Origin of the sequence: Mesorhizobium sp. M4B.F.Ca.ET.058.02.1.1 (genome assembly GCF_003952505.1) — a bacterium.
In the GTDB taxonomy this organism is placed as follows: Bacteria; Pseudomonadota; Alphaproteobacteria; order Rhizobiales; family Rhizobiaceae; genus Mesorhizobium.
In genome coordinates this window covers 926,306-952,565 of record NZ_CP034450.1, presented here as the reverse complement: position 1 = coordinate 952,565, position 26,260 = coordinate 926,306, and the positions used below count along the sequence as shown (strand labels likewise).

Genomic DNA, 26,260 nt, shown 5'->3' with positions numbered 1-26,260 from the left:
AGCACTCGATCGTCAGTGCCACGGCGCCGGGTGGAACCATCAGGAAACCAGAGAGACATTGCCGCCGGCGTGGCGCTCCAGCCGTCCCGCGAGATCGAGCTCCAACAGCACCATCGAGACCTGGGCGGCGCTGAGACCAGTGTGACGGATCACCTCATCGACCGCCACCGGCGTCGGGCCGAGCGCCTCGAGCACGCCCGCGCGATCATCCTCGCGTGGCGGCGGCATTGCCGAGAGATCCGGCGGCTCGGCCAGCGGTGCTATTCTTGAAACACGCGCCCCTGCCAGCGGCGCGATGGCGCTGGAAACATCTGCGGCTTCGGTCACCAGCGTCGCGCCGTCCTTCAGCAGGCCGTTCGAGCCGGCCGCGCGCGGATCGAGCGGCGAACCAGGTACGGCGAAAACCAGGCGGCCCATCTCGCCAGCCAGCCTGGCGCTGATCAGCGAGCCCGAACGTTGCGCCGCTTCGACCACCACCAGCCCCAGCGCCATGCCGGCGACGAGCCGGTTGCGGCGCGGAAAATCCTGCGCGCGCGGCTGCCAGCCGAACGGCATTTCCGAGACGACGGCGCCGCCACGCTCGGCGATCTCGATGCAGAGCGCGGCATTCTCGGGCGGGTAGGGCATGTCGAGCCCGCCGGCCAGCACGCCAATAGTGCCGGTAGAGAGGCTGCCTTGGTGCGCTGCCGTATCGATGCCGCGCGCCAGGCCGGAGACGATCGCGTAGCCGTCGCGGCCAAGGTCCGCCGCCAGCATCCGCGCCATCTTGACGCCGGCGAGCGAGGCGTTGCGGGCGCCGACGACGGCGACCGCCGGCAGACGGAAAACCGCGCCCTCGCCCTTCACCGCAAGCAGGGGCGGCGGATTATCCATGGCCTTCAGCAGAAGCGGATAGTCGGCCTCGCCGATGCCGACGAAACGGCCGCCGGCCCGCCTTGCCGCGTCCAGCTCCGCCTCGGCCTCGGCCACAGTGGGAATGCGGAGGATGCGGCTGGCGCCGCCGGAGATCATCAACTCGGGCAGCATTTCGAGCGCGGCCTCGGCGGAGCCAAAGCGGTTGATCAGTTCGCGGAACGAGGCAGGACCGACATTCGGCGTGCGGATCAGGCGAAGCCAGCTCAGCCGCTGCCGGTCGCTGAGGCGCGGGCCGGCGGCGGGCTTGCTCATCCCTTGGCCCCGATCTTGCCCTCGGTGCCGGCGATAAGCCGCGAGATGTTGGCGCGGTGCTTGACGATGACGATCAGGCTCATCGCCACGAACAGGCCGGCAATAGCGGGTGTGCTGAGGAAGTAGAGCGCGATCGGCACCGCCACCGCTGCCGTGAGCGCTGCGAGCGAGGAGTAGCGGAACAGGAAGGCGACGGCGAGCCAGACGGCGGCAAAGATCAGCGCTACCTGCCAGGCAAGGCCGATCAGCACGCCGAGATAGGTTGCGACGCCTTTGCCGCCCTTGAAGCCGAGCCAGGCCGGAAAGAGATGGCCAAGGAAGGCACCGAAGCCGGCCCAAAGCGCGAACTCCGGCGCGAAGCGGCCGGCGATCAGCACCGCCGCCGTGCCTTTCAGGGCGTCGAGCAGCAGCGTGGCGGCGGCGAGCCCCTTGTTGCCGGTGCGCAGCACGTTGGTGGCGCCGATATTGCCGGAACCGATCTTGCGCACGTCGCCAAGGCCGGCGGCGCCAGTGATCAGCAGGCCGAAGGGAATCGAGCCAAGCAGATAGCCGAACAGTAGCGCCAGGATACCGCCATAACCCATTGTTTCACCCCGCATTTCCTTCACCGCACGAAATGGCGGACTACGCCGCCATCGGCCTAGATTGAAAACACTGTGCGGCCCGACACCATCGTTTGCAAGACCTTGCCTTGCAGCCGCGCGCCCTCGAAGCAGGTGTTCTTCGAGCGCGAGCGAAGGCCGCTCTCGCTGACGATCCAGGGCTCGTGCAGATCGACGAGCGCGAGGTCGGCCGCGGCACCCGGCTTCAGCGTGCCGCCGGGCAGGCCGAACAGTTTCGCCGGAGCGGCCGACAGCACCTCGACAAGCCTGAGCAGCGAGACGTCGCCATTGTGATAGAGCCGCAGCGCCGCGCCCAGCAGCGTTTCCAGCCCGATCGCGCCGGCCGCCGCGTCGGCGAAGGGCAGGCGCTTGGTGTCGACATCCTGCGGATCGTGCGAGGACACGACAATGTCGACGGTGCCGTCCTTGATCGCCTCAATCATGGCCAGCCGGTCGTCCTCGGCACGCAGCGGCGGCGTCAGCCGGAAGAACGTGCGGTATTCGCCGACGTCGTTCTCGTTGAGGGACAAATTGTGGATCGACACGCCGGCCGTGACATTGGCACCGTCAGCTTTCGCCCGGCTCACGGCGTTGGCCGCCATCGCCGTCGAGATCTTGGCCGCGTGATAAGTTCCGCGCGTCAGCCGCGCCAAAGCGAGGTCACGTTCCAGCGGGATCGATTCCGCCTCGCGCGGAATGCCGGCAAGGCCGAGCCAGCTTGCGTAGAGGCCCTCATTCATCACGCCCGCCGAGGCAAGGTCGGCGTCCTGCGTCTCATGCGCGACGACGCCGCCGAAGTCGCGGGCGTAGGTCAGCGCCCGGCGCATCACCAGGGCGCTGGCGATTGTGTGGCGCCCGTCGGTGAAGGCGACGGCGCCGGCCTCGCGCAGCAGGCCGAACTCGGTCATCTCGCGGCCGTCGAGCCCCTTGGTGATCGCCGCCGCCGGAAAGATGTTGACGCTTGCCGTATCCTTGGCTGTGCGCAGCACGAATTCGACCAGCGCGACATTGTCGATCACCGGATCGGTGTCGGGCATCATGACGATCGAGGTGACGCCGCCCGCCGCTGCCGCCACACTCGCCGAGGCAATAGTCTCGCGATGCTCGCCGCCGGGCTCGCCGATGAAGACGCGGCTATCGATCAAACCTGGAATGAGGGTCTTTCCCGCGCAGTCGATGACAGTCGCGCCTTCCGGCACACCCTGGTTCAGCGCCGCCTTGCCGGCGGCGACAATCTTCCTGCCCTCGACGATGACCGTGCCGACCTCGTCGATGCCGCGCGAGGGATCGACGATATGCGCCTTGCTGAAGACCGTTGTCGTCATGCGCCGCGCCCCTCATGGTTGCGGCGCGGATCGAGCAACGCTTCCATTACCGCCATGCGCACGGCGACGCCCATCTCCACCTGTTCCTGGATGACGCTCTGCGGCCCGTCGGCGATTTCGGACGCAATCTCGACGCCGCGATTCATCGGGCCGGGATGCATGACCAGCGCATCGTCCTTGGCCGCCTTGAGCTTCTCGGCATCGAGGCCGAAATAGCGGAAATACTCACGAATCGACGGCACGAAAGCGCCTTCCATGCGCTCGCGCTGCAGGCGCAGCATCATCACGACATCGGCGTCCTTGAGGCCTTCGGCCATCGAGCGGGCGACGATGACGCCCATCCTGTCGATGCCCGAGGGCAGCAGCGTCGAGGGCGCGACGACGCGCACCTGGGCACCGAGCGCATTGAGCAGCATGATGTTGGAGCGGGCGACGCGCGAATGCAGGATGTCGCCGCAGATCGCCACGATCAGCTTCGATAGCGGCCCCTTGGCGCGGCGGATGGTCAGGGCGTCAAGCAGCGCCTGCGTAGGATGCTCATGCGCGCCGTCGCCGGCATTGACGACGGAGCAGCCGACCTTCTGCGCCAGGAGTGCTGCCGCACCCGCCGACTGGTGACGGATGATCAAGATGTCCGGCCGCATGGCGTTGAGCGTCATCGCCGTGTCGATCAGCGTCTCGCCCTTCTTAACTGAGGAACTCGCCACCGACATGTTCATGACGTCGGCGCCGAGCCGCTTGCCGGCCAGTTCGAACGACGACTGCGTGCGGGTCGAGGCCTCGTAGAACAGGTTGATCTGGGTGCGGCCGCGCAGCGTCGAGGTTTTCTTCTCCGGCTGCCGCGAGATCGCGACGGCCCGGTCCGCCCGGTCGAGCAGCAGCTCGATATCGGCGGGGGAAAGATCGCGGATGCCCAGAAGATGGCGATGAGGGTAGAGCGGCAAGGACGAAGCGTCGGTCATCTCAAGGCGCTGCTATAGGGTGCGGTGTCCCCAGCCGCAAGCACCAGCTTTGGATTGCAGGCTTTCTCCCCGGTATTTTCGTCGTGCGCGCGGCAACGCTTGGGCTATAACCCGCCGAAGCCTTCGGATTCGTAGCTTTCGCAAGATAAGGACAGGGCGTGACCGACGACGTGACGAACCAGCCGCCGCCGCTGACGGGCGGCAACGCCTGGCGGGGCGATCCGTTGCTGATCCAGCTTGCCGAGCGCTTTTCTGAACCGGTGCGCAAGGACCTCGACGGGCTCGGCCGTTTCGTGCTGACGCAGGAAGCGCAGGAACTGGCCCGCCTCGCCAATGTCGAGACGCCGAAGCTCAAAACCCATGATCGCCAGGGCCGGCGCATCGATCTGGTCGAGTACCATCCCGCCTACCACGCCCTGATGCGCCGCTCGGTCGCCAACGGACTGCATTCCTCGGTCTGGGAAAACGGCGACGCCGAGATCGGCCGCCGTCATCAGGTGAGGGCGGCGCGCTTCTACATCACCGCCGAGTTGGAGACCGGGCACCTCTGCCCGATCACCATGACCAGCGCCTCGCTGGCGGCGCTGATGGCAAGCCCAAAACTGTTCCGCGAATGGGCGCCGCGCGTAACGACCCGCAAATACGACCAGAGCCAGAAGCCACCGGTCGAAAAGACCGGGCTCACCCTCGGCATGGGCATGACCGAGAAGCAGGGCGGCACCGATGTGCGCGCCAACGTGACAAGGGCCGAGCGGGCGGGCAGCGGATTCTATCGCCTGACCGGCCACAAATGGTTCATGTCGGCGCCGATGTCCGACGCCTTCCTGGTGCTCGGGCAGGTGCCGGAAGGGCTTTCGTGCTTCCTCGTTCCGCGCATCCTTGGCGACGGCTCCGGCAACGGTTTCCGCTTCCAGCGGCTGAAGGACAAGCTTGGCAATCGCTCCAATGCCTCCTCGGAAGTGGAGTTCGTCAACGCCATCGGCGAGATGGTTGGCGAGCCTGGCGCTGGCATCAAGACGATCATGGACATGGTGACGCTGACCAGGCTCGACTGCGCCGTCGCCTCATCGGCGATCATGCGCGCAGGGCTGGCCGAAGCCGTCCACCACGCCCGCCATCGACAGGTGTTCGGCGCCAATCTGGTTGACCAGCCGCTGATGCAGCGTGTGCTTGCCGATATGGCGCTCGACGTTGCCGCCGCCACCGCGCTGTCGTTTCGTCTGGCGCGCTCTTTCGACGAGGCGGCCAGCGATCGCGGCGAGGCGGCTTTCGCCCGCGCCATGACGCCGGTCGTCAAATACTGGGTCTGCAAGATCGCGCCGCCGCTGCTCTACGAAGCCATGGAATGCCTCGGCGGCAATGGCTATGTCGAAGAGGCGCCGCTCGCCCGCTACTACCGCGAGGCTCCGGTAAATGCGATCTGGGAAGGCTCCGGCAATGTCATGGCGCTTGACGTGCTGCGCGTGCTGGGCCGCGCGCCAGGCCTGTTCGAGGAGGTGCTGGCCGGCATCGACCGCGACCTCGGCGCAGGCGGCCGCGGCACCATTGGCGTGCTCAAGGCTGCCATGCAGGTGGCGGCGACCGACGAGGGCTCGGCGCGCCTGCTCACCGAGCAACTGGCGCTGTCGGCGGCGGCGGCCGAGCTTCGCCGGTTGGGGGCAGGGCGTATCGCAGACGCCTTCGTCGAGACGCGTCTCGCCGGCCAGTGGCGCAACACCTATGGCATGCTCGATTCGCGCCACGACGCCCGCATGATCGTCGACACGCTTTATCCGCCGGTGAACTGAGCGGACCTGTGCGGTCCCTTATCCCGGCCTGGATAGGCGTTAACCTTAATGAATGGTTTCCATTGCGGCGGCGGCCCGCAAGGCCCACTGTTCCCGTCGGAGCAAGGATTGGTTAACCATGTCGTTCCTTGCCCTGCAAAGCAGGAACGCCATGCGGCATGTATTGACCTCTTTTCTGGCCTTGCACTGGGCGATCGTTTTCGCCCTGCTGGCCTTTATCTGCATCGACGGCAATCGAGGTGTCGCGGCAGCCCTTGGCGTGCTTGGCCTTGAGGTGGAAAACGGCCGCATCACCGGCCTGGAAAACGCCGCCGTCGTGGCGCCGCTGTCGATCGCGCTGCTGGTTGTGGCGGTGCTGTTCTGCTGGGCCTTCGTCGAAACGCTGCTCAACATAGCGGCAAATCCCGATGCCACGGATGGTGTCGCGCGCATCGCCTTCATTTCCGCCTCCGGCGTGCTGTCGCTGGTTCTGGTCGGCGGCGCGGCGCAAGGCATCGACGGGCTGTTCATGGTCGTCGCCGTCCAACTGACGGCGCTGCTTGCTTCCTATGTCGCGGTGCTGGCCGAGCAGCGCTCGGCGCGGGTTGAGGCATTCGCGGCCGACAATGAATTCCGCGCGACCGCCCATGTCATGGCACGGGGCGCCGCGCACAGTTCGCTGCTGTCACGCATTTCCGGTCGTCCGGAAGCGAATTCGAGGGATGGCCGCTGATGCGTACCCTGTTCGCGCTCTGGGCCGCTCCGCTGCTCCTGTTCTGGGGCTGGTTCTTCTTGTCGCTCAACGACATGAATTTCGGCTACGTGATGCTGAGCCGCCCGCTGCATGACCTGGTGTTCCAGCTTTACGGCGAGATGCTGGGCATCGATCCCGCTCTGATTCCCGGCATGGTGGCGAAAGCCTGCGTCTTCGACAGCTTCCTGCTGATGGCGCTGTGGGCGTTCCGCCGCCGCCGCAACATCACCGCCTGGGTCAGGAATCGCTGGTCGGGTTCGGTTCCTCAAGTGACTGGAGCCGATCCAGCACTCCCTGCAGAATAAAGGCCGCCGCCGCCGAATCGATCTTGTCGGCGCGCTTCCTGCGCGAAAAATCCATCTCAATCAGCGTCCGCTCGGCCGCCACCGTCGACAACCTTTCGTCCCAGAGCACGAAGGGCAGGTCGGACAGGGACGCCATGTTGCGCACGAAAGCGCGCGATTTCTGGGCGCGCGGGCCTTCCGACCCGTCCATGTTGACGGGCAGGCCGAGCGCGATCGCGCCGACATTGTCCTTCTGCATCTGGGCGAGCAGCAGGGCCGCGTCGAGCGAGAATTTCCTGCGCATGATGACAGGCCGCGGATGAGCGAAAGCGAGGCCCCGGTCGGAGACCGCCACACCGATCGTCTTGTCGCCGAGGTCGAGCCCGGCCAAGGTCCTGCCGCCTTGGAGACGTGCCGGCAAGTCCTCGATCGATATGATGCCCAACTGCTTTCCTCTGACCTCAAGCGCGGCGCACCCTTTTTGACGCACCGCATGTGATGGCACTTTAATTCTGCCGGAGGCGTTCTATCCTCTGGCGCAGCAAAAATCGAGGAAGGCATTGATGAAACTGACCTGGTACGGACATTCGGCGTTCCGCGTCGAGACGGCAGGGGCCAATATCCTGATCGACCCCTATCTGATCGGCAATCCGTCCTGGACGGGCGGCTGGGAAGGGCCGGCGGAAGGGGTGACGCACGTGCTCTTGACCCATGGCCACAACGATCACGTCAGCGGCGCGCTGGAGATTCTGAAGAAGAGCGGCGCCGTCCTGGTCGCCAATTACGAGATCTGCATGTATCTGGTCGGCCAGGGCGCCAGCGGCAGCAAGATCAATCCCGGCAATATCGGCGGCACCGTCGATTGCGGCGCCTTCACCACCACCTTCGTCCAAGCGTTGCACTCCTCGTCCTTCGGCGGCGAGGGCGGCGCCAACACCTATCTCGGCAATCCCGGCGGCCTCGTGCTGCATTTCCCGCAGGACAAGACGCTCTACCATATGGGCGACACCGACATCTTCTCAGACATGGCGCTGATCAACGAACTGCATGAGCCGAAGATCGGCCTTGTGCCGATCGGCGACCGCTTCACCATGGGCGGCGCGGTGGCGGCGCTCGCCTGCCAGCGCTTCTTCAACTTCGACACGGTCGTTCCCTGCCATTTCGGCACCTTCCCGATCATCGACCAGACCGCCGACAAGTTCGTCGCCGGCATGGAGGGCTCCGGCGTCGATGTGGCCTTGCCGGCGATTGGCCAAACCATCACGTTATAGGCGCGGAGACGCGCCGAGCCGGGACTATTCATTGGGGAAATGGAATGAAATCATGGCTTTGAGGCAGACACTTTGTGTTTCGATGCTGGTTGCCGCGTCCCCCGCGCCGGCGGCCGAGGGCTTCATCGACGGCGTCTACCTGCAATCGGAGGAACTGTGCGCGCAGGCCAAGAAGGGCAAGCTGCAGGACTTGATCGAGGCAGGCAACATCGTCCTGTCGGCCCGCGGACTCGAGGGCATCGAATTCAATTGCGAGTTCCTTCAGGTCACCAAGGCATCGCGCTCGCCGAGCTGGGCGGTCACCGCCATCTGCCAGGAGCCGGGTTTGGTCTTTCCCGACGTCCTGTCGGTCACCCAAATGAGCCCGAAGCAGATCGACCTTGTCTCGGTTCGGCCGGTCGATGACGAGAGCGAGCAGGCCGGGAATGGCGGCAGCTACTTCCACTGCGAAGGCGTGGCGCTGCCTTAAGCCCAAATCTCAGCCATCCGCGCGGCGATGCAGGTTGCGCGGCGCGCGCGTCGCCGCTATAGCGCTGGTTTTCCCGAGGCAACAAAAATGTCCGTTGATCTTCAGACAGTGAAGCGCGTCGCGCACCTTGCCCGCATTGCGGTGAGCGAGGAGGACGCCCAGCGCATGACCGGCGAACTGAACGCCATCCTCGGCTTCGTCGAGCAATTGAACGAAGTCGACGTTTCCGGCGTCGAGCCGATGACCTCGGTGACGCCGATGGAGATGAAGAAGCGCCTGGATATCGTGACCGACGGCAATAAGCCCGCCGACATCGTCGCCAACGCGCCGGCCACCGAAGAGAACTTCTTCCTCGTCCCGAAGGTGGTGGAGTAAAGGCCCGATGGCAATCGAGATCGCCGTCGAGACCGCCTTGCAGGACGATGTGCGCATCCTTGTCGAGGAACTCAACGTGACGCTGCTCGAACTGACGCCGCCGGAGCACTGCTACCACATGACCGTGGAGGAGATGGCCGGCAAGGACACGACGGTCTTCATCGCGCGCGACAATGGTCTCGCCGTTGGCTGCGGCGCGCTGAAGCGCCACGACAGCGGCATCGGCGAGGTCAAGCGCATGTACACCAGGCCCTCGCATCGTGGCCAGAAGATCGGCGCGAGCATTGTCGAGCGGGTCGAGGCGCTGGCACGCAGCGAGGGGATGACGCGCCTGGTGCTGGAAACCGGCGACCGCCACCCCGCCGCCTGGACTGTCTATGAACGCGCCGGATTCTCGCGGTGCGGCCCGGTGCTGGACTATCCCGACTCCGAATGGTCGGTGTTTTACGAAAAGAGCCTTGCCTGATGAGCGAACTGACACATCTGACGATTTCCGAAGCCCGCGCCAGGCTGCGCGGCAAGGAGATCACCGCCGCCGAGATCACCGAGGCCTATCTGCGGGCGATCGAGCGCGCCAATCCGGTGCTCAATGCCTATGTCACGGTCACCGGCGACAAGGCCCGCGACATGGCCAAGGCCTCCGATGCCAAGCTCGCCAAGGGCGAGGGCGGCGCGCTGGAAGGCATTCCGCTCGGCATCAAGGACCTGTTCGGCACCAAGGGCGTCCACACCCAGGCCTGCAGCCACGTGCTGGACGGTTTCGAGCCTCGCTACGAATCAACCGTCACCGCCAATCTGTGGGCCGACGGCGCCGTCATGCTGGGCAAGCTCAACATGGACGAGTTCGCCATGGGCTCTTCCAACGAGACCTCCTACTACGGCCCGGTCATCAACCCGTGGCGGCGCTCGCGCCTCGACACGGTGGTGATGCCGACCACGCACCAGGGCGACGGCGGCTTCGTCTCGGCCGGCGGCGCGAAAACCCAGCGCACGCTGGACAATGCCCAGCTCGTGCCGGGCGGCTCGTCCGGCGGATCGGCCTCGGCCGTTTCCGCTTTCCTCTGCGCCGGCGCCACCGCCACCGACACCGGAGGCTCGATCCGTCAGCCGGCGGCTTTCACCGGCACGGTCGGCATCAAGCCGACCTATGGCCGCTGCTCGCGCTGGGGCATTGTCGCCTTCGCCTCGTCGCTGGACCAGGCCGGCCCGATCGCGCGCGACGTGCGCGACGCCGCGATCCTGTTGAAGTCGATGGCCTCCGTCGACCCGAGGGACACGACATCTGTCGATAGTCCGGTGCCGGACTACGAAGCCGCGATCGGCAAGCCGATCAAGGGCATGAAGGTCGGCATTCCCAAGGAATACCGCGTCGACGGCATGCCGCAGGACATCGAAGCTCTGTGGCAGAAGGGCATTGCCTGGCTGAAGGAAGCCGGCGCCGAGATCGTCGACATCTCGCTGCCGCACACCAAATACGCGCTGCCGGCCTATTACATCGTGGCGCCGGCCGAAGCCTCGTCGAACCTCGCGCGCTATGACGGCGTCCGCTACGGCCTGCGCGTGCCGGGCAAGGACATCGTCGACATGTATGAGAAGACCCGCGCCGCCGGCTTCGGCCGCGAGGTCAAGCGCCGCATCATGATCGGCACCTATGTGCTGTCGGCCGGTTATTACGACGCCTACTACCTGCAGGCGCAAAAGGTGCGCACTCTGATCAAGCGCGACTTCGAGAACGTGTTTGCCGCCGGCGTCGACGTCATCCTGACGCCGGCGACGCCGTCGGCCGCGTTCGGCATCGCCGACGAGGACATGGCTTCCGATCCGGTCAAGATGTACCTCAACGACATCTTCACGGTGACCGTCAACATGGCCGGCCTGCCGGGCATCAGCGTCCCCGCCGGTCTCGACGCCAAGGGCCTGCCGCTCGGCCTGCAGCTCATCGGCCGTCCCTTCGACGAGGAGACGCTGTTCCAGACGGCGCATGTCATCGAGCAGGCGGCCGGCACATTTCAGCCGGAAAAGTGGTGGTAGGGTCGTCCCTCATCTAGCTCGTGGCTCCGAGAATCGGAATCGATTTTCGGAAAGGATCATGCGCAAGATCAAAGTGTTACAGCGTCCCTTGCGCGTCCAGGGGCGCGCGGCGCTGTAATGGGGTGAGGGATGTTCTTCTATCTTTCCAAGATTTTCTGGTTCTTCATCCAGCCGCTCAACCTGGCGATCTTCCTGCTGCTGGCGGGCCTGCTCGCGGCCGCGTTCGGCCGTCGGCGGCTGGCCGCCACCGGCAGCGTGCTCGCCTTCCTGATCCTGTCGCTTTCCGCCTGGACCTCGCTCGGCGCGATGATGCTCAACCCGCTGGAGGAGCGCTTTGCCAAACCGTCGCTGCCGCAGAAAGTCGACGGCATCGTCGTGCTCGGCGGCGGCTTCGAGGGCGCCATCAACCTCGCACGCGGCGGCTATGAGTTGAACAGTGGCGGCGACCGCATGGTCGAGACCGCGATCCTCGCCAGGCGGTTCCCGCAGGCCAAGGTGGTGGTATCCGGCGGTACCGGAGAACTGTTCCTGGACGGCGAGGGCGATGCCGACACCGCACCGCGCCTGCTTGGCGCGCTCGGCGTCAGCGCAGATCGGCTGATCCTCGAGAACAAGTCGCGCAACACCTATGAGAACGCCGTCTTCACCAGGCAGATGGTGGCGCCGAAGCCGGGCGAGACCTGGCTGCTAGTGACCTCGGCCTTCCACATGCCGCGCGCCAAGGCGCTGTTCGACAAGGCTGGCTTCCCGACCATCCCATGGCCGGTGGATTACCGCACCTCGGGCAAGGAAGGCATCGGCCTGTTCCGTGACAACCCGGCCGATTCGCTGCAGGTGACGACCATGGCGATCCGCGAATGGATCGGGCTTGCCGCTTACTGGCTGTCCGGCCGCATCGACGGGCCCTTCCCGGGCGGCTGACCGAGGACGGCCTCCCTGGCCGCAGAGAAGAACTGGCGCCGGACCAGCACCGCCAGCAGCAGCAGCGTCGACAGCACGAAAATCACCGGGTCGATGAACCAGCCGAGATAGCCGATCGAGAAGAAGACCGCGCGCAGGCCGGAATTGAAATGCTTGCCGGCCAGCATGTTCATGCGCGCCGCGCGCCAGACCGCCGTCTCGCTGACCGGATTGCGCGAAGCCTCGCCGTACGGGATCGGCACGGCGCCGATCAGGATCGAGCAGTAATTGAACAGTCGGTAGGCCCAGCCGAACTTGAAGAAGGCGAAGGCCAGGATCAGCACCAGGCCGAAAACCTTCATCTGGAAGGCCTCGCGCGAGGAGGTCGCGCTCAGCGGCAGGTCGCTCAGCACCGTAAGCACCTGGTCGGAGGCGCCGAGCAGCGCGAAACAGCCGCCAAGCGCGATCAGCGAGGAGGATGCGAAGAAGGCGGTGCCTTGCTGCAGACCGGTCATGATGGCGGTGTCGACGATACGGATCTCGCGCTCGGCCATGGTTCGCATCCAGGTCGCGCGCTGGGCGTTCATAGCCGTCGTCAACGAGACGCGGCTGACCAGTCTGCCGTCGGAGGCCAGCGTATGCAGCACCCAGACGATGAGGAAGAAGGCCAGCGCCGCGAGGTCGGCCGTCGAAAGATGGAAGGAATCGCCCATGTCCCCTTGTACCACAGGCGAGCCGGCCGCTTCGACGGTCGGCTAGGCCGGCAGGGGTCGGGCGGCTTTCGCGCGCAGGGCCTCGACCACCATGTCGGTCCTGGTGACCCATCCGAACGCGTTTTCGAAATTCCACAGCGTTGCCTGGCGGTTGAAGTCGGGGCCCGAATGGTTCATCGCGTCCTCGACCAGGACAGGCCAGAATTCCAGCATGTAGGCCGTCGCGCGCGGTCGCATCGACGCAGACATTGGTGGCGACCCCGCTGAACAGCAGATGGCGGATATTGCGAGCCCGCAGATACGCTTCCAGACCGGTGTTGCAAAAGCCGCTGTAGCGGGATTTGCGGATGATCTGGTCGCCCGGCTCCGGCTTCAGCGCATCGACGATCTGCCAGTCCCAGCTGTCGTCGATCAACAGCTTGCCGCGCAGTTCGGGGCGCTGGCGCATCAGCACCATTCCCAGTTCCTTGTGGTAATTCGGCGAGGAAATGTCGCCGGCGTCGCCGAGATCCGGTCTGTACGACATCTGGAGATAGACCACGGTGAGGCCAGCTTTGCGCGCGGCCGCAAGCAGCCTTTTGTTGGCCTCGATGGCCGGTGCAGCACCCGATATGTCGAAGCCCGCCAGATCGAACATGCCGCCCGCCGAGGCGAAGGCGTTTTGCATGTCCACCACGATGACGGCCGTCTGCGCTGGCACGATGCACACCGGTTCCGGCCTGGCCTCCAATGCAAGCATTGCTTCCTCCCTCGCAACGATACCTGGCGTTGTCGAGAATAGCCCCGCCAGCGCAACCCGACAATCAATGTCGCTGCCGGAGCAAACAAGGTCGGAGGGCGCGGCGCCGCGATCCGTAAAACAGCGGAAACATCTCAGCAATTCCTATATGTATGCCGAGACGGATTCAGGAGACAACGGCGCGTGTTCCTTTCGGTTTTCGACCTGTTCAAGATCGGCATCGGTCCATCGAGTTCGCACACGATGGGGCCGATGACCGCCGCCCGGCGTTTTCTGGACGAGGTAGCCGGAAACGACTGGCCGCGGCCGGCCGGCGTCAAGGTCGACCGCATCGGCGCCAGCCTGCACGGCTCGCTCGCCTACACCGGCATCGGCCATGGCTCCGACCGCGCCGTCATCCTCGGCCTTGCCGGCGAGACGCCGCAGACGGTCGATCCCGACCTCGCTGACGGCATCGTTGCCAGGATCGCTGCCGAGAAGCGCATCGCGCCGCCGGGTCACCCGACTTACCGCTTCGATCCCGCGACCGATCTCGTGCTCGACCGCAAGACGCCGCTCACCGGCCACGCCAACGGCATGGCGTTCTATGCCTACGACGCCGGCGACCGACTGCTGCTCAAGCGCATCTATTATTCGATCGGCGGCGGCTTCGTCGTTTCCGAGGAAGAGCTGCAGCGGATGAAGGCCAAGGGCTCAGTGACGACGGAAGGCAAGAAGGTGCCTTATCCCTTCAAGAATGCCGTCGAGATGCTGAAGATGGCGGCCAAGAGCGGGCTTTCCATCGCCGAGATGAAGCGCGTCAACGAGGAGACGCAGATGTCGCGCGAGGAGCTCGACGCGGGTCTCGACGCCATCTGGAGCGCCATGAAGGGCTGCATCGACCGCGGCCTTTCGCAGGACGGCATCATGCCGGGCGGGTTGAAGGTGCGCCGCCGTGCCCGGCAGTTGCACGACAAGCTGCTGGAACAGTGGCAGCAGAACCGGCCGAACCCCTTGCTCGCCAATGACTGGCTGTCGATCTACGCCATGGCGGTCAATGAGGAGAACGCCGCTGGCGGGCGCGTCGTCACCGCGCCGACCAACGGGGCGGCCGGCACGCTGCCGGCGGTGCTGCGCTACTGGCTGCATTTCCATCCCGAAGCCGACCAGCCAAGCATACGCGACTTCCTGCTGACGGCGGCCGCCGTTGGCGGCATCATTAAGTCGAACGCCTCGATCTCCGGCGCCGAAGTTGGCTGCCAGGGTGAGGTCGGCTCCGCCTCGGCCATGGCTGCGGCTGGGCTGTGCGCCGTCATGGGCGGCACGCCGGAGCAGGTCGAGAATGCGGCCGAGATCGCGCTGGAGCATCATCTCGGCATGACCTGCGATCCCGTCGCCGGGCTGGTGCAGGTGCCCTGCATCGAGCGCAATGCGCTCGGCGCCGTCAAGGCTGTGACCGCCGCCTCGCTCGCCATCAAGGGCGACGGCACCCACTTCGTGCCACTCGACGCGGCGATCGAGACCATGCGCCAGACCGGCCTCGACATGAACGAGAAGTACAAGGAAACCAGCCTCGGCGGCCTCGCCGTCAACGTCGTCGAGTGCTGAACGGCTGATGCTGGCACTGTGGAGAAGTCGGGCAGGGCCGTTGACGGTTTCGCGTGCCGGACTAAACCTTAAGCGATGGCTCTCAATCTCCTAAAACTCTGCGTCGGCTGCGACAGCGTCGAGGATCTCGAAGAGTGGATCGACTTTCGCCTCGACGAGCGGCGGCGCGCCGGCGAGCCGGCCGAGCACTGGCACACCACCCGCATGGTGCCGACGCGTGGCGACGAAGTCACCGACGGCGGCTCGCTCTATTGGGTGATCAAGGGCAACGTGCAATGTCGCCAGTTGATCACCGAGATCCGGCCGTTCACCGACGACGAGGGCATCGGCCGCTGTCACCTGATGCTCGACCCGCAAGTCGTGCGCACCGAATGGCAGCCGCGCCGCGCCTTCCAGGGCTGGCGCTATCTCAAACCCTCCGACGCGCCGGCCGATCTCGGCAAGGGCAGGGCAGGCCTGGTGGAGATGCCTCCGAAGCTCAGGCAGGAGCTGGCCGAACTGGGCCTGCTTTAGACCGGACGATACCTGCCGCGCTGCTTGTGATCCGCCGATGCTTTGGCCCTCCCTATCGCCGGACATGGGACTTGCAAGCATTGGCGCCGCGCCACATCTTGAATCTCATGAGCGACAACAAGCAGCCCGTGCCCCAAAAGGCCGATCCTGCCCCGGTCAAGCCTCAATCAAGCGCCGGGGAGATCGACGCCTTTGTCCGGCAGGCGAGAACCTTTGGCGCTTCTGCCAGCGGCACGGGCAGGGTGATTCTGTCCCTCGACGCGACGATGAGCCGGCAGCCGACCTGGGATCTGGCCAACGCGCTGCAGGGCGAGATGTTCGATGCCGTTGGCAAGCTCGGGACGCTTAGCGTCCAACTGGTCTATTTCCGCGGTCTCGGCGAGTGCCGTTCGTCCGGTTTCGTCAAAGACACCAATGCTTTGAAGCAGCTGATGACGCGGATCGACTGCCGCGCCGGCCATACTCAGATCGGCAAGGTGCTCGTCCACGCGTTGAAGGAGACGGCGGCAACCAAGGTCAATGCGCTTGTCTATATCGGCGATGCCATGGAAGAGAGCATCGACGATCTCGCCAGCAAGGCCGGCAGCCTCGGTCTGCATGGCGTGCCAGTCTTCATTTTCCAGGAAGGCCATGATTCCGGAGCGGAAAAAGCGTTCAAGGAAATTGCGCGGCTGTCTAAAGGAGCTTGGTTCCGATTTGATCGGCATGCTGCCGCGACCCTTGCGGGATTGTTTTCAGCGGTAGCCGTATTCGCCACCGGCGGGCTGACGGCACTGGAAGCCAGGGGCAGGCCGGAAGATCGGCTGATGATCGAGCATTTGCGGGGCGGCGGAAATTGATGGGCATACTGATCGCATTGGTCGCATTGCTTCTGTTGCTCCTCGGCGCCGCCACGATCTTCGTACGCGCCGATCCGGGGAAAATGGCCGATGGCATGAAGACATTGGGACCGGTTCTTTTGGCGCTGGCCGGCGCAGCCTTGCTCGTCGTGGGCCGCAGCGGCATCGGCGGCATGATGCTGGCCGGCGCGATCGCCTGGTTTGGCTCGGTGCGTATGAACCGCAGCGGATCAAGACCACCGCCGGGCAGGCGCTCCACCGTGCGCACTGCTGCGCTGGAAATGGAGCTTGATCACAAGACCGGCGGACTGGAAGGGCTCGTTCTGGCCGGCCGCCATGAAGGCAAGATGCTTGGCGCGATGAGCCTCGCCGAGTTGCAGCAGCTCTACCGTGAGCTCTCCGGCGATCAGGAGAGCCGCCAGTTGCTAGAGACGTATCTTGACGGCCGATTTCCCATCTGGCGCAAAAACGCTGAGCCGGACGGTGGCGAAGGGCTGGGTGTTGCGCCAGGTGCGGGCGCCATGACTAAGGAGGAGGCCTACAAGATCCTTGGTCTTGAAGCGGGGGCCGCCGCGGCGGATGTCCGCAAGGCGCACCGCCGCCTGATGCAGCGCCTGCACCCCGATATCGGCGGCACGTCGTTCCTTGCGGCGCGAATCAATGAAGCCAAGGACGTCTTGCTCTCCAACCACAACTAGTCTCCTTCGACGCAAAAATTTCCCGGGAGATTGCAAGCCGACCTACTGCTGGACGGCGTAACAGCTGATCTTCTTCTTCTTCAAAGCGTTGCACGCATCCCACGCGGCATCCTTCGACGAGAAGCCGCCGAAGCGGGCGCGGTAGTAGGTGACGCCGTCCTTTTCAAAGGCGACGGTGAAGCCGGCGGCGTCGGCCAGCACCTTCGGCGCCTGCTTGCTCGTCTTGTCGAGGAAGGCCTGGGCTTCGGATTGCTTTGGCGAGGACGCCACCTGCACGGCCCAGCCGGAGGGGACCGAAGCGGTCTTGACCGGATCGACCGCTGCAGCCGGTTCCGGCTCGGCGTAGGCCGCGACGGCTTGCGGCGCTGGCGACGGAACCACGGCGGCGACTGCCACGGTCTTGACCTTCTTGATCTGGACGACCGGCGTGGTCTCCTCGACGACGGGCGCGCTGTCGTCCGCGGAGGCGACGACCGCCTCTTCCTCAACCGCCGGCTTTTCGTCCGGGGTCGGCGCGTCATGCTTCGGCAGGAGCACCTTGGCCAGCGCACTGATCGGATTGCCGCCACCGGCCTTGGCGATAAGGGCGCTACCGCCACGCGTCGACGCCTTCGGCATATAAGCGTTGATCAGGCCCGCCATCTGGTTGTCGCGGGCGCGGCCCGAGGCGCCGCCCATGACGACAGCGACGAGCTTGCGATCGCCGTCATTGACCGACGAGACCAGATTGTAGCCGGAAGCGCGGGTGTAGCCGGTCTTGATTCCGTCAACGCCCTTGATGCGGCCGAGCAAGCGATTGTGACCATTGATGCGCCGACGGCCGTAAAGGAAGGAGCGTTGAGAAAAGTAGCCGTAATATTGCGGGAAGTGCTCCCTCAGCGCGATGCCGAGCATCGCCATGTCGTGGGCGGTGGTGAACTGGCCGGGATCGGGCAAGCCATTGGCGTTGCGGAAGACCGTGCCGTTCATGCCGAGCGCACGCGCCTTGGCGGTCATCATGCGGGCGAAATTGGCTTCGTTGCCGCCGAGCAGCTCACCCAGCGCCGTCGCGGAATCATTGGCCGACTTGGTCACCATCGACAGGATGGCTGTGTCGACGGACACCGATCCGCCGGGCTTGACGCCAAGTTTCGTCGGCGGCTCGGCCGCGGCGTGGGCAGAGAACGGCACCGCCGTGTTCTTCGAGATCCGACCCTTCGCCAGCGCCTCGAACGTCAGATAGAGGGTCATCATCTTGGTCAGCGAAGCGGGATAGCGCCGACCATTAGCGTCGGAAGAATAGAGCACCTTGCCCGTCTTGGCGTCGATGACGATGGCCGCCGATTTCGCCGCCATCGATGAGGCGGCATCCGCGACGACGACGGTCATCGCCAGGGCGACGATCGTGATCGCCTTGAGAAAGGAGGAGGTTTTGGAGACGAAGCCCAACAACGCCTGACGCACTGCTATTTCCCTGAAATTTCGTTGCCCCGGAGGCGGCGGCGTGAGCCTGCCTCGCTTCCGGCCAAGCTATCGCGGGCAGCGTTACCAATCCGTTTATGGTAACCGCCGCGTTCACCATTTTCTGGCGATTTGAGCCTCTTTTTATTCGAATTTTGGACTCTTCCCGTCCGCCCGTGCCCAGCAAACGGCCAAAAACTTGACTTTTGTGCAGCGCACAATATATTTGCGGTGCATTGCACAAGGGCGCCCGGGGCAAATGGGCGTTTCAACCACGAAGGGAAGCGTGAAATGGCCCAGACCTATGAGGACTTCAGCAAATTCGGCAAGGAGTTTGCCGACACCGGATTGAAGAGCTTTGCTTCGCTCACCAAGGGCGCGCAGGCGATCGCCACAGAAGCGGGCGAGTACACCAAGAAGAGCTTCGAAGCCGGCAGCGCCGCGTTCGAGAAGCTGTTCTCGGCCAAGTCGTTCGACAAGGCGATCGAGATCCAGTCCGACTACGCCAAGCAGAGCTACGAGAGCTTCGTCGCCGAGGCCGCCAAGATCGGCGACCTCTATGCCGAACTCGCCAAGGAAGCCTACAAGCCGTTCGAATCGATCGTAGCCAAGGCGAAGTAATTTTCGCCGCAAGGCACTGAAACTAGGCCAGCCGGCCTGCAAGACAGACCCGGTCGCGGATGCGCGGCCGGGTTTTTTCATGCCCGCTTCGATCTGGGCCGTAGCCACCTACACGATTGCGAAAATCGCTGAAGTTTGCCCACCTAGCCATATTGTCAGCTAAACAGAAGGGCTTAAAATCGTCCATCGAACACCTACATGTCGAACTCGCATGGGGAGGCAGGACTACGTGACGACCGGTTTGACTGCCACGGCAGGCGTGGTGCGGATGCAGAGTGACGGCGACGGCAACGGGGCCGGTCGCGGCACGGCCGTGATCACGCGCACCAAAACCAAGACCAAGAAGCCCAGTCTCTACCGGGTGCTCATCCTCAACGACGACTACACGCCCATGGAATTCGTGGTTCACGTGCTGGAGCGTTTTTTTCAGAAGGACCGCGAAGCCGCCACACGCATCATGCTTCATGTTCACAATCATGGAGTGGGCGAGTGCGGGGTCTATACATTCGAGGTGGCCGAGACCAAAGTGTCCCAGGTCATGGATTTCGCCCGACAGAATCAGCATCCGCTGCAATGCGTGATGGAGAAGAAGTGAGGTAACATGCCGGCTTTCTCCCAAGGCCTGGAAAAGGCGCTACATCAGGCGCTGACGCTCGCCAATGAGCGGCATCATGAATATGCAACCCTTGAACACCTGCTGCTCGCCCTGATCGACGACACCGAGGCAGCCGCCGTCATGCGCGCTTGCAACGTCGACCTCGACGAATTGAAGCACACGGTTCTCACCTATATCGACACCGAGCTCGACAACCTCGTTACCGGCTATGACGAGGATTCCAAGCCCACCGCCGGTTTCCAGCGCGTTATCCAGCGCGCCGTCATCCATGTACAGTCGTCCGGCCGCGAGGAGGTCTCCGGCGCCAACGTGCTCGTCGCGATCTTCGCCGAGCGTGAGAGCCACGCCGCCTATTTCCTGCAGGAACAGCAGATGACCCGCTACGACGCGGTCAACTACATTTCGCATGGCATCGCCAAGCGCCCCGGCGCCTCGGAGAACCGCACCCCGCGCGGCGCCGATGACGAGCAGGGCGGCCAGAACGGCGCCGAGCCGCAGGAGGAGAACGGCAAGAAGAAGCAGCAGCAGGACGCCCTGACTGCTTATTGCATCAACCTCAACAACAAGGCCAAGGCCGGCAAGATCGATCCGCTGATCGGCCGCGAGTCGGAGATCAACCGCACGATCCAGGTGCTGTGCCGCCGCTCCAAGAACAACCCGCTCTATGTCGGCGATCCCGGCGTCGGCAAGACGGCGATCGCCGAGGGTCTGGCCAAGCGCATCGTCGAGGGCGACGTGCCAGAGGTGCTGCACAACGCCACTATCTTCGCGCTCGACATGGGCACGCTGCTCGCCGGCACGCGCTATCGCGGCGACTTCGAGGAGCGGCTGAAGCAGGTCGTCAAGGAACTCGAGGACTATCCCGGCGCGGTGCTGTTTATCGACGAGATCCATACCGTGATCGGGGCAGGGGCCACGTCAGGCGGCGCCATGGACGCGTCGAACCTGCTGAAGCCGGCGCTGTCGTCGGGCGCCATCCGCTGCATCGGCTCGACCACCTACAAGGAGTTCCGCCAGTTCTTCGAGAAGGACCGCGCCTTGGTGCGGCGCTTCCAGAAGATCGACGTCAACGAGCCGACCATCGAGGACGCCATCGAGATCATGAAGGGCCTGAAGCCCTATTTCGAGGAGTTCCACAAGGTCCGCTACACCAGCGAGGCGATCAAGGCCTCGGTCGAACTTTCGGCCCGCTACATCAACGACCGCAAGCTGCCGGACAAGGCGATCGACGTGATCGACGAGACCGGCGCCTCGCAGATGCTGGTGCCCGAAGCCAAGCGCAAGAAGACCATCGGCATCAAGGAAATCGAAGCCACGATCGCCACCATGGCGCGCATCCCGCCGAAGACGGTTTCGGCCGACGACGAGAAGGTGCTGCAGGGTCTCGACATCGAGCTGAAGCGCGTCGTCTACGGCCAGGACACCGCCATCACCGCGCTGACGTCGGCGATCAAGCTGGCGCGCGCCGGCCTGCGTGAACCCGAAAAGCCGATCGGCTCCTATCTGTTCTCGGGCCCGACCGGCGTCGGCAAGACGGAAGTCGCCAAGCAGCTCGCCGCCTCGCTCGGCGTCGAACTGATCCGCTTCGACATGTCGGAATACATGGAACGTCATACCGTATCGCGGCTGATCGGCGCGCCTCCCGGCTATGTCGGCTTCGACCAGGGCGGATTGCTCACCGACGGTGTCGACCAGCATCCGCACTGCGTGCTCTTGCTCGATGAGGTTGAGAAGGCGCATCCCGACCTGTTCAACATCCTGCTGCAGGTGATGGACCATGGCAAGCTGACCGACCACAACGGCAAGCAGATCGACTTCCGCAATGTCATCCTGATCATGACCACCAATGCGGGTGCGTCAGATGCGCAGCGGGCGGCGATCGGTTTCGGTTCGACCAAGCGCGAAGGCGACGATGTCGAGGCGATCAACCGGCTGTTTACGCCGGAGTTCCGCAACCGTCTCGATGCGATCATCCCGTTCGGCTCGCTGCCGGTGCCTGTCATCCACCAGGTTGTGCAGAAGTTCGTCATGCAGCTCGAGGCTCAGCTCTCCGAGCGTGGCGTCACCTTCGACCTGTCGCCGGATGCGGTCGCCTGGCTGGCCGACAAGGGCTATGACGAGCGCATGGGCGCGCGGCCGCTTGGCCGCGTCATCCAGGAGCACATCAAGAAGCCGCTGGCCGACGAGGTGCTGTTCGGCAAGCTCAAGAAGGGCGGCACGGTGCGCGTCACCGTCGAGAAGAAGGAAACCGGCGAGACCGGCCTGAAACTCGAGTCGCTGGCTGACGAGGCTCCGGTGAAGCCGAAGAAGGAAGAGCCGGAGGAAGCGCCGAAGCCCCGCAAGACGGTTGCGAAGAAGCCGGTGGCCAAGAAGGCGGTGGCGCAGAAGCCGGAGCCGAAAGGCAAGGATGGCGGCAAGCGTAGCCTGGTGCCGCAGTTGCCGCGCAAGGGCTGATAGCCCTGACGATAAAAAAGCCCCGGAAACGGGGCTTTTTTCATGCAATCTGCTGCGGTCAAGAGTGAGTGTGGGGCTCGGTCGCCGCCGAAGGTGCCGCCTTCCGCAGCCGCGGCAGCTGGCACGGGCTGAAATTCAGATGCGGGCCGGCCGGGGACGGTGACAGCGTCATCGGCTTCGAGTTCCTGGTCAGCGATGAAAGAGAAATGGGACGATCTCGGCCTGCCCGTGGCGTGGACAAGGCGATCTGACGGGCATGAGCGGCACCGGCGCCCCGCCGGCACCGCCATGATTGCCGTTGTGTGGCGAAGCAAAAAATCCTATCAAGGCGCACGGCTGCGGGGGTTGCTGCCGTGACTTTGGCGCACTCAAGCGAACGGGATCGCGCTCCCCGCGCGGAATAAAATGACAAGGCAAGCTCGAAAGACCATCCGTCAGGCAGCGATTGCGATTCCGCTTCTCGCGCTCGGCTTCTATTTCATCCCGATCCTGACAACGATCTGGATCGTTTGCGGCCTGATCGACGTGCTGCGCAACAAGAACAAGGACCTGTCGCTGTTCCGCGGCTATTTTCTCGGCAACGGCCTCTTCACCTGGCTGCTGTCGCCCTTCAACCTGCTGGTCGACCTGCTTTGCTTCAGGAACCCGGGTGTCTGGAAGCTGGAGCAGTTTCCCGCCGACTACCAGCGCGAGGTCAACGAGGTTCTCGACGTCTTTAAGGCGCGCAAGGACGATATCATCGCCGATATCGACGCCAATTTCGGCACCGGCCGGCGCGGCATGTATGTCTATCAATGGTACGGCAAGCACAAGATCGACAACGTGCCGGAATTCAACAAGGATTTCAAATACATCAAGACCATCGCCGTGTCGGTCTTCAGGGGCAAGGAGTCGACGTCCTGGCATTTCGGCCCGCTTCGGCTCAGCCTGCGCATTCTCTACAACCTGCTGCCGGTGAAGGCCGAGATTTTCGTCGAGTGCAACGACGCCAGGAACTACTGGCATGACAATCCGCTCTACATTTTCGACGACACGCTGCTGCACCGTTCGGTCAACGAGTATGACGGGCGCCGCTACTGCGTCTTCATGGACATCATCCGTCCATCCCCGTTCCCCGGCCTCATCGCCGGCCTGCTCGCCATCGTTTCGGTCAGCGTCGAACGCATCAATTCCCTGTTCTACAAGAACTGGAAGATGATCGGCTCCAGCAAGCCGAAGAAGGCCGGGGCGAACTGAGCTTCGACAGGACCTCGCCAATCCGCCTTGAACCAACGTCCAATGGCGCCGGCCGGCAGCCACCTTTAGAACGCCAGAGCAATTCTGGAACGATTGCGTAGCGATTTTCCGTCCCGAATTGCGCAAAATCAATACGTGTCGGGGTCAGCGTTCTATATCGAAAGCTGAACTGCCTTGGGTGTCGAATATTTTCTAGCCAACGTGACGACTGAGCGGGAGGAGGTCCCGCTTACGGGAGGGTCAGGTTGATCGGTCGGCAATCAGTCGTGCATGCAGATCTTGTCCAGGCCTCGATCGCCAGAAGCGGCGCGGCCCATTCGGCACTGGTCGCCTCATGGCGACGTTCTCTCCAACTGCACGGTCTCGATCCAGCCGAGCGCAAGGCCCCCAGGCGATTGACCGAAGGCGAGTTGAGAGGGGCCCGGCAGCGCATGGAGCCATTGGTCCGCGCCGCCGAGGCAAGTCTCAATCGCCTCTATCTCGCCGTAGGGGGCGTTGGCTGCTGCGTGATGCTGGCGGACCGCGACGGCATCCCCGTCGAACGCAGGGGCGCCGTCGCCGACGACGAGACATTCGACGAATGGGGGCTTTGGACCGGCACGGTCTGGAGCGAGGACAGTGAAGGCACCAATGGGATCGGCACCTGCATCGCCGACCAGCGGGCGCTGACCATCCATCGCGATCAGCACTTTTTCTCGCGCAACACTTTGCTCAGTTGCACGACGGCGCCGGTCTACGACCACGAAGGCAATCTAGCGGCGGCGCTCGACGTGTCATCGTGCCGGTCGGATCTGACGGAAGGCTTTGTCCAGCTGATCGCTGTTGCGGTGGGTGACGCCGCCCGCCGCATCGAGGCCGAGAATTTCCGCATGGTCTATTCCAACGCCCGCATCCTGCTTGCCCCGGTCGGCGAGCGCAACACCGGGGCGCTCATCGCCATCGATGCCGACGATCTGGTGATCGGCGCGACGCGCTCGGCCCGTTGCGCGCTCGGCATAACTCGCGAAGCCTTGGCCAAGGGGCTGCTCGCGGCCGATATCCTCGGCGACTCTGTGAGGGCCGGGGAAGATCTGGACGATGCCGAGCGCGGAGTGGTGCAGCGCGCGATGGCGCGCGCCGGCGGCAATGTTTCCGCTGCGGCCCAGAGCCTCGGCATTTCGCGCGCCACGCTGCACCGCAAGCTCGCCCGTTTCGGCATCCACCGCGCGCACTGATTTCCTGGACCTGACCTGTCGCAGTTCTGCGACACTCGGCGGCCATGATCGGTTGGCCCCGGGCTGACAAGCCAAAAGGCATCCGCAACTGTCTCCCGCGACGCGACACATTCCGTGCCGCTGTTTTGCTGGGAGGCAGACAATGAACAAGGTGGAATTTTCCCGCACGGCCAAGGTTCCCTTCGCCAAGCGCTACGACAACTACATCGGCGGCAAATGGGTGGCGCCACTATCTGGAAAATACTTCGAGAACATATCACCTGTGACCGGCGGGCCGCTGGGCGAGGTCGCCCGGTCGGACGCCAGGGACATCGAGGCGGCGCTCGACGCGGCGCACAAGGCCAAGGACGCCTGGGGCAGGACAAGTGCTGCCGCTCGCGCTCTGATCCTCAACCGCATCGCCGACCGCATGGAGGACAATCTCGATCTGCTGGCGCTCGCCGAGACCTGGGACAACGGCAAGCCGATCCGCGAGACGACGGCGGCCGACCTGCCTTTGGCCATCGACCATTTCCGCTATTTCGCCGGCGTGCTGCGCAGCCAGGAGGGCAGCATTTCCGAGATCGACCACGACACCGTCGCCTATCATTTCCACGAACCGCTCGGCGTTGTCGGCCAGATCATTCCGTGGAATTTCCCGCTGCTGATGGCGGTATGGAAACTGGCGCCAGCGCTCGCCGCCGGCAATTGCGTGGTGCTGAAGCCGGCCGAGCAGACGCCAGCCACCATCATGCTGTGGGCCGACCTAGTCGGCGACCTGTTGCCGGAGGGCGTGCTCAACATCGTCAACGGCTTCGGCCTGGAGGCCGGCAAGCCGCTGGCATCGTCGAACCGCATCGCCAAGATCGCCTTCACTGGCGAGACGACGACGGGCCGCCTGATCTCGCAATATGCCAGCCAGAACCTGATCCCGGTCACGCTCGAGCTTGGCGGCAAGTCGCCCAACATCTTCTTCCAGGACGTGACGGCGGAGGACGATGACTTCTTCGACAAGGCGATCGAAGGCTTCGTGATGTTCGCGCTCAACCAGGGCGAGGTCTGCACCTGCCCGAGCCGCGCCCTGGTGCATGAAAAGATCTACGACAGGTTCATCGAGCGGGCGCTGAAGCGCGTCGAGGCGATCGTCCAGGGCGATCCGCTCGACCCGGCAACCATGATCGGCGCCCAGGCTTCGAACGAGCAGTTGCAGAAGATCCTGAGCTACTTCGACGTCGGCCGCCAGGAAGGGGCCGAGCTGCTCACAGGCGGCGAGCAGAACCATCTGCCGGGCGACCTTGCCGGCGGCTACTACGTCAAGCCCACCGTGTTCAAGGGCCACAACAAGATGCGCATCTTCCAGGAGGAGATTTTCGGACCGGTGGTGTCGGTCACGACCTTCAGGGACGATGACGAGGCGCTGTCGATCGCCAACGATACGCTCTACGGCCTCGGCGCTGGCATTTGGAGCCGCGACGCGAACCGCTGCTACCGCTTCGGCCGCGCCATCCAGGCCGGGCGCGTGTGGACCAATTGCTACCACGCCTATCCGGCGCACGCTGCCTTCGGCGGCTACAAGCAGTCCGGCATCGGTCGCGAGACGCACAAGATCATGCTCGATCACTACCAGCAGACCAAGAACATGCTGGTCAGCTACAGCCCGAAGAAGCTTGGCTTCTTCTGATCCTCCCGGGGCGAGGGGGGAGGG

27 protein-coding genes and 1 pseudogene are annotated in these 26,260 nt (G+C 64.3%); 20 read left to right on the top strand and 8 right to left on the bottom strand.

What is annotated here, in order from left to right; genetic code table 11:
- Positions 1 to 39 precede the first annotated feature (39 nt).
- From dprA to EJ073_RS04775, 4 genes are read right to left on the bottom strand one after another with little or no spacing between them, the layout of a single operon-like run.
- Positions 40 to 1,167, bottom strand: a complete 1,128-nt coding sequence (gene dprA, locus EJ073_RS04790) for a DNA-processing protein DprA (RefSeq protein WP_126054691.1) — start codon at positions 1,165 to 1,167, stop codon at positions 40 to 42.
- On the bottom strand, positions 1,164 to 1,751 hold the full coding sequence (plsY, locus tag EJ073_RS04785; RefSeq protein WP_126059077.1) for a glycerol-3-phosphate 1-O-acyltransferase PlsY: 588 nt from the start codon (positions 1,749 to 1,751) through the stop codon (positions 1,164 to 1,166). Before plsY ends, dprA begins: the two co-directional genes overlap by 4 nt.
- A 56-nt stretch (positions 1,752 to 1,807) precedes the next feature.
- On the bottom strand, positions 1,808 to 3,094 hold the full coding sequence (locus EJ073_RS04780) for a dihydroorotase (protein WP_126054690.1): 1,287 nt from the start codon (positions 3,092 to 3,094) through the stop codon (positions 1,808 to 1,810).
- Positions 3,091 to 4,056, bottom strand: a complete 966-nt coding sequence (locus tag EJ073_RS04775; protein ID WP_126054689.1) for an aspartate carbamoyltransferase catalytic subunit — start codon at positions 4,054 to 4,056, stop codon at positions 3,091 to 3,093. Before EJ073_RS04775 ends, EJ073_RS04780 begins: the two co-directional genes overlap by 4 nt.
- A gap of 158 nt (positions 4,057 to 4,214) precedes the next feature.
- Here EJ073_RS04775 and EJ073_RS04770 point away from each other — a divergent pair, with 158 nt between their 5' ends.
- The 3 genes from EJ073_RS04770 (at position 4,215) to EJ073_RS04760 (ending at position 6,881) form a co-directional block, all read left to right on the top strand.
- Positions 4,215 to 5,843 (top strand): DNA alkylation response protein, encoded by a 1,629-nt coding sequence (locus tag EJ073_RS04770; RefSeq protein ID WP_126054688.1) that lies wholly within the window; start codon positions 4,215 to 4,217, stop codon positions 5,841 to 5,843.
- Between the two features lie 151 nt (positions 5,844 to 5,994).
- Entirely contained in the window at positions 5,995 to 6,555 is a 561-nt protein-coding gene (locus EJ073_RS04765; RefSeq protein WP_126059076.1) for a hypothetical protein, read from the top strand.
- On the top strand, positions 6,555 to 6,881 hold the full coding sequence (locus tag EJ073_RS04760) for a DUF6105 family protein (RefSeq protein ID WP_126054687.1): 327 nt from the start codon (positions 6,555 to 6,557) through the stop codon (positions 6,879 to 6,881). The genes EJ073_RS04765 and EJ073_RS04760 overlap by 1 nt, the downstream gene beginning before the upstream one ends.
- Here the strand turns inward: EJ073_RS04760 and ruvX are convergent.
- Positions 6,814 to 7,305, bottom strand: coding sequence for a Holliday junction resolvase RuvX (ruvX, locus tag EJ073_RS04755; RefSeq protein WP_126054686.1), 492 nt, complete (start codon positions 7,303 to 7,305; stop codon positions 6,814 to 6,816). The genes EJ073_RS04760 and ruvX overlap by 68 nt on opposite strands.
- 118 nt (positions 7,306 to 7,423) lie before the next feature.
- Between ruvX and EJ073_RS04750 the strand changes: the two genes are divergently transcribed.
- From EJ073_RS04750 to EJ073_RS04725, 6 genes are all read left to right on the top strand, one after another.
- The gene (locus EJ073_RS04750) at positions 7,424 to 8,131 is read left to right on the top strand and encodes a metal-dependent hydrolase (RefSeq protein ID WP_126054685.1); all 708 of its coding nucleotides are present in this window, start codon (positions 7,424 to 7,426) and stop codon (positions 8,129 to 8,131) included.
- A 52-nt stretch (positions 8,132 to 8,183) separates the two neighbouring features.
- Complete coding sequence (locus EJ073_RS04745) at positions 8,184 to 8,600, top strand: hypothetical protein (RefSeq protein ID WP_126054684.1); 417 nt, start codon at positions 8,184 to 8,186, stop codon at positions 8,598 to 8,600.
- An 87-nt stretch (positions 8,601 to 8,687) separates the two neighbouring features.
- Positions 8,688 to 8,975, top strand: a complete 288-nt coding sequence (gene gatC, locus EJ073_RS04740; protein WP_126054683.1) for an Asp-tRNA(Asn)/Glu-tRNA(Gln) amidotransferase subunit GatC — start codon at positions 8,688 to 8,690, stop codon at positions 8,973 to 8,975.
- Between the two features lie 7 nt (positions 8,976 to 8,982).
- The gene (locus EJ073_RS04735; protein WP_126054682.1) at positions 8,983 to 9,441 is read left to right on the top strand and encodes a GNAT family N-acetyltransferase; all 459 of its coding nucleotides are present in this window, start codon (positions 8,983 to 8,985) and stop codon (positions 9,439 to 9,441) included.
- A complete protein-coding gene (locus EJ073_RS04730; RefSeq protein WP_126054681.1) occupies positions 9,441 to 11,006 on the top strand; it encodes an amidase family protein in 1,566 nt (521 codons plus the stop codon). Before EJ073_RS04735 ends, EJ073_RS04730 begins: the two co-directional genes overlap by 1 nt.
- 129 nt (positions 11,007 to 11,135) lie before the next feature.
- Positions 11,136 to 11,927, top strand: a complete 792-nt coding sequence (locus tag EJ073_RS04725; RefSeq protein WP_126054680.1) for a YdcF family protein — start codon at positions 11,136 to 11,138, stop codon at positions 11,925 to 11,927.
- On the opposite strand, the gene EJ073_RS04720 is transcribed toward EJ073_RS04725, so the two are convergent.
- Positions 11,882 to 12,619 (bottom strand): DUF599 domain-containing protein, encoded by a 738-nt coding sequence (locus tag EJ073_RS04720; protein ID WP_126054679.1) that lies wholly within the window; start codon positions 12,617 to 12,619, stop codon positions 11,882 to 11,884. The genes EJ073_RS04725 and EJ073_RS04720 overlap by 46 nt on opposite strands.
- A 42-nt stretch (positions 12,620 to 12,661) precedes the next feature.
- Positions 12,662 to 13,358: pseudogene (locus EJ073_RS04715) on the bottom strand (cysteine hydrolase).
- A gap of 183 nt (positions 13,359 to 13,541) precedes the next feature.
- On the opposite strand from EJ073_RS04715, the gene EJ073_RS04710 reads away from it, so the two are divergent.
- The 4 genes from EJ073_RS04710 to EJ073_RS04695 all read left to right on the top strand — a co-directional run bounded on the left by EJ073_RS04710 (position 13,542) and on the right by EJ073_RS04695 (position 16,995).
- Positions 13,542 to 14,945 (top strand): L-serine ammonia-lyase, encoded by a 1,404-nt coding sequence (locus EJ073_RS04710; RefSeq protein WP_126054678.1) that lies wholly within the window; start codon positions 13,542 to 13,544, stop codon positions 14,943 to 14,945.
- 75 nt (positions 14,946 to 15,020) lie between these two features.
- Complete coding sequence (locus tag EJ073_RS04705; RefSeq protein ID WP_126054677.1) at positions 15,021 to 15,458, top strand: DUF1489 family protein; 438 nt, start codon at positions 15,021 to 15,023, stop codon at positions 15,456 to 15,458.
- Positions 15,459 to 15,565: 107 nt separating this feature from the next.
- The gene (locus tag EJ073_RS04700) at positions 15,566 to 16,297 is read left to right on the top strand and encodes a VWA domain-containing protein (protein ID WP_126054676.1); all 732 of its coding nucleotides are present in this window, start codon (positions 15,566 to 15,568) and stop codon (positions 16,295 to 16,297) included.
- Positions 16,297 to 16,995 (top strand): DnaJ domain-containing protein, encoded by a 699-nt coding sequence (locus tag EJ073_RS04695; protein WP_126054675.1) that lies wholly within the window; start codon positions 16,297 to 16,299, stop codon positions 16,993 to 16,995. The genes EJ073_RS04700 and EJ073_RS04695 overlap by 1 nt, the downstream gene beginning before the upstream one ends.
- Positions 16,996 to 17,037: 42 nt before the next feature.
- Here EJ073_RS04695 and EJ073_RS04690 read toward each other — a convergent pair whose 3' ends face one another.
- Positions 17,038 to 18,438 (bottom strand): D-alanyl-D-alanine carboxypeptidase, encoded by a 1,401-nt coding sequence (locus EJ073_RS04690; RefSeq protein ID WP_126054674.1) that lies wholly within the window; start codon positions 18,436 to 18,438, stop codon positions 17,038 to 17,040.
- Between the two features lie 288 nt (positions 18,439 to 18,726).
- Here EJ073_RS04690 and EJ073_RS04685 point away from each other — a divergent pair, with 288 nt between their 5' ends.
- The 7 genes from EJ073_RS04685 to adh all read left to right on the top strand — a co-directional run bounded on the left by EJ073_RS04685 (position 18,727) and on the right by adh (position 26,236).
- Positions 18,727 to 19,056: a phasin family protein gene (locus EJ073_RS04685; protein WP_126054673.1), complete on the top strand. Its 330-nt coding sequence runs from the start codon at positions 18,727 to 18,729 to the stop codon at positions 19,054 to 19,056.
- A 268-nt stretch (positions 19,057 to 19,324) separates the two neighbouring features.
- Positions 19,325 to 19,651 (top strand): ATP-dependent Clp protease adapter ClpS, encoded by a 327-nt coding sequence (clpS, locus tag EJ073_RS04680; protein ID WP_189347344.1) that lies wholly within the window; start codon positions 19,325 to 19,327, stop codon positions 19,649 to 19,651.
- Between the two features lie 6 nt (positions 19,652 to 19,657).
- Positions 19,658 to 22,126, top strand: a complete 2,469-nt coding sequence (gene clpA / locus EJ073_RS04675) for an ATP-dependent Clp protease ATP-binding subunit ClpA (protein WP_126054671.1) — start codon at positions 19,658 to 19,660, stop codon at positions 22,124 to 22,126.
- Between the two features lie 68 nt (positions 22,127 to 22,194).
- Complete coding sequence (locus tag EJ073_RS31970; protein ID WP_245455468.1) at positions 22,195 to 22,377, top strand: DUF930 domain-containing protein; 183 nt, start codon at positions 22,195 to 22,197, stop codon at positions 22,375 to 22,377.
- 154 nt (positions 22,378 to 22,531) lie between these two features.
- Complete coding sequence (locus tag EJ073_RS04665; RefSeq protein ID WP_126054670.1) at positions 22,532 to 23,362, top strand: aspartyl/asparaginyl beta-hydroxylase domain-containing protein; 831 nt, start codon at positions 22,532 to 22,534, stop codon at positions 23,360 to 23,362.
- A 266-nt stretch (positions 23,363 to 23,628) separates the two neighbouring features.
- A complete protein-coding gene (locus tag EJ073_RS04660; RefSeq protein WP_245455467.1) occupies positions 23,629 to 24,576 on the top strand; it encodes a helix-turn-helix domain-containing protein in 948 nt (315 codons plus the stop codon).
- Between the two features lie 142 nt (positions 24,577 to 24,718).
- Positions 24,719 to 26,236: an aldehyde dehydrogenase gene (gene adh, locus EJ073_RS04655; RefSeq protein ID WP_126054669.1), complete on the top strand. Its 1,518-nt coding sequence runs from the start codon at positions 24,719 to 24,721 to the stop codon at positions 26,234 to 26,236.
- Positions 26,237 to 26,260 lie beyond the last annotated feature (24 nt).